Origin of the sequence: Nostoc sp. 'Peltigera membranacea cyanobiont' 210A, from assembly GCF_002246015.1 — a bacterium.
Classification (GTDB): domain Bacteria; phylum Cyanobacteriota; class Cyanobacteriia; order Cyanobacteriales; family Nostocaceae; genus Nostoc.
Genome location: NZ_NOLJ01000025.1, coordinates 1 through 3,330 on the forward strand (window position 1 = coordinate 1; position 3,330 = coordinate 3,330).

A 3,330-nucleotide genomic window follows, 5' to 3' on the forward strand; every position below is an offset into this window, starting at 1 on the left:
GGGTGGGGTTCTTGGGGTTTAATAAGTAATCAAGCGGACATCATATTATTGATTATTAGAATTTAGACAAGGAGCGATAAAGCCGCTTTAACGACTATCTTTTATCGCTTGTTCATCTGCTTTTATTACTAAAGCGGACTGGATTGTAACCACTCTAAATCACATGAATATTAAATGACTCTTAAACCGTGTAATCAAGTACTCTTGTATCTTAGTTAAGTCTGATATCTTCTTGAGAACAGCTTTGTTGTTGTCAGGTAGATTGATGAGTCGAATTAATGGATTTGTCGGGCGACGTAATTTCTTGAAATTCGCCAGTGTCGTAGGGATTGCAGCTACTACTTTTGGTGATAGCTTTTGGAATACAGAGCAAACTGCTGTTGCTGATATTCACCCAATTAACCCTAATTCAATCAGTCCGAATGAAGCCATCAAACGATTGCTTGATGGTAATCAAAGATTTGTCCATCAAAAACGTCAATACCCCGATCAATCACTAGAACGCTTACGATTAGTTGCGAAAGCTCAGTATCCCTTTGCTGCCATATTGGGCTGTGCAGATTCTAGAGTACCTGCGGAAATTGTCTTCGATCAAGGGCTTGGAGATTTATTTGTCGTGCGAGTTGCTGGTAATGTTGTCAGTGACACGGTTATAGGTAGTCTGGAATATTCTACAGCAGTATTGGGTTCGCAGTTGATTATGGTTTTGGGTCATAGAAGATGCGGTGCAGTAGCAGAAGCAATCAAAAACGAACCACTTCCTGGTAGAATTGGTTTGATTATTGAGGGTATCAAACCATCTGTAGAAAAAGTAAAGTTCAGAACTGGTGATAATATGCAAGATGCAGTTATAGCCAACATTCAGTATCAGACTGAAAAATTGCAGGAAAGCTCAACTATTTTAGCTAAATTGCTTGGTGAAGGTAAACTAAAAATTGTTGGTGCTTGTTACGATATTGATACTGGTAAAGTCAACCTTATTACTTGAATATTTCACACATTTTAAGTGTAGGATTCTTCGTTCAATGATGTTGGAAAAATGTTTGAGTTGATCTACGCTAACGCAAACTCACGAAAATTTAGAAATAAACTGAAAGCTTGTAATAAATAAACCCAGCAGGGACTATATAACAAGGCCGCCTGCCAGGAAGGTATAGTATATTCTGGCCATGTTTGATTGGTTAGCGCTTATTTGTAAAAAATAATTGCGTATCCCTAAATACAATAACTAAATGCTTCGGAAAACACAGTTAAGAAAAGTTACTAAATAGGTTAATTTCTAATTAAAACCCAATAGGCTGGGGTTAAGAGTTATTCGATGTAGATAATTGGTCTTTCAAGACGCGATAAATAAAGACGCGATAAATCGCGTCTCTACATAAGGGTTTTGTTGCTCTATCTGAACTGTATTGAATTGAAACTAACAATTTCCCGAATGGGGAGACAGGGAAGACAAGGGAGAATGATTGAACAAATTTCTTCTTTGCCTCTTCCCAATCCCCACTTGCCCTGAGCGTTCGCGCAGCGTCTCCGTTAGGAGAAGCCGAAGGGATGCCCCATAATATAAGAAAGCGCTTCACACTTCTTAAATAATCAGCTTTATTAGAACAATGGCAAGAGACTTGCGGGGATTCATTAAAATTTTGGAAGAAAGAGGACAATTACGGCGAATTTCAGCTTTAGTTGACCCAGATTTGGAAATTGCTGAGATTTCCAACCGGATGCTGCAAAAAGGTGGCCCAGGGTTGTTGTTTGAAAACGTCAAAGGCGCTTCCTTCCCGGTGGCGGTGAATTTGATGGGAACTGTGGAAAGGATTTGCTGGGCGATGAATATGCAGCATCCAGAGGAGTTGGAAACTCTGGGGAAAAAACTAAGTATGCTGCAACAGCCAAAACCACCGAAGAAGATTTCCCAGGCAATAGATTTTGGCAAAGTGCTGTTTGATGTGGTGAAGGCGAAACCAGGACGAGATTTTTTCCCTGCTTGTCAGCAAGTTGTGCTTCAAGGTAATGATTTAGATTTAAATAAGTTGCCTTTGATACGTCCTTATATTGGTGATGCTGGCAAGATTATCACGCTGGGATTAGTAATTACCAAGGATTGTGAGACTGGTACTCCAAATGTAGGCGTGTATCGCTTGCAACTACAATCTAAAAATACGATGACGGTTCACTGGTTATCGGTGCGGGGTGGGGCGAGGCATTTGCGAAAAGCAGCCGAACGTGGGAAAAAATTAGAAGTTGCGATCGCACTTGGTGTAGATCCTCTAATTATTATGGCAGCTGCCACACCCATCCCTGTAGATTTATCAGAATGGCTGTTTGCTGGACTTTATGGCGGTTCTGGTGTGCAGTTGGCGAAATGTAAAACCGTCGATTTGGAAGTTCCCGCAGATTCCGAATTTGTCTTGGAAGGGACGATTACACCAGGAGAAGTTTTACCCGATGGGCCATTTGGCGACCACATGGGTTATTACGGCGGCGTGGAAGATTCGCCATTGGTACGCTTTGAGTGTATGACGCACCGGAAAAATCCGATTTACTTAACAACATTTAGCGGTCGTCCACCTAAAGAAGAAGCGATGATGGCGATCGCACTAAATCGCATTTATACTCCCATACTGCGGCAACAAGTATCAGAAATTGTTGATTTTTTCCTACCAATGGAAGCTTTGAGTTACAAAGCGGCGATTATTTCCATTGATAAGGCATATCCGGGACAAGCGCGACGGGCGGCTTTAGCGTTCTGGAGTGCTTTACCACAATTTACCTACACCAAATTTGTAATTGTGGTGGATAAAGACATAAATATTCGCGATCCGCGTCAAGTTGTCTGGGCGATTAGTTCTAAAGTTGACCCAGTGCGGGATGTCTTTATTTTGCCAAATACACCTTTTGATACCTTGGATTTTGCTAGTGAGAAAATTGGCTTAGGTGGACGGATGGGAATTGATGCGACTACAAAGATTCCGCCGGAAACAAATCATGAATGGGGTTCGCCTTTGGAATCTGACCCAGATGTGGCAGCGATGGTTGAGAGACGATGGGCGGAGTATGGTTTGGCAGAGTTGCAGTTAGGAGAAGTAGACCCAAATTTGTTTGGCTATGATATGAAGTAACTATAGATCAATACAGTTTAGATAGAGCAACAAAACCCTAATGTAGAGACGCGATTTATCGCGTCTTGAAGTTTATGTAGATTCGGAGTGCGATTCGTTGATTAGTGAATCACGGTAATCAGTCCGTAAATAACTAATCCAGCCCACAGCAGATTACTGTCACTAAAGGCTGAACTCTCGGTCAGATGTAGGTGAAAGCCCTACCATTCAG

2 protein-coding genes are annotated in these 3,330 nt (G+C 41.6%); both read left to right on the plus strand.

Annotation, left to right across the window (positions count from 1 at the left end; translation table 11 throughout):
- The first annotated feature begins 265 nt into the window (after positions 1–265).
- Positions 266–988: a carbonic anhydrase gene (locus tag CDG76_RS35605; protein ID WP_094353518.1), complete on the plus strand. Its 723-nt coding sequence runs from the start codon at positions 266–268 to the stop codon at positions 986–988.
- Positions 989–1,610: 622 nt separating this feature from the next.
- Positions 1,611–3,119, plus strand: a complete 1,509-nt coding sequence (locus CDG76_RS35610) for a UbiD family decarboxylase (protein WP_094353519.1) — start codon at positions 1,611–1,613, stop codon at positions 3,117–3,119.
- Positions 3,120–3,330: the final 211 nt, after the last annotated feature.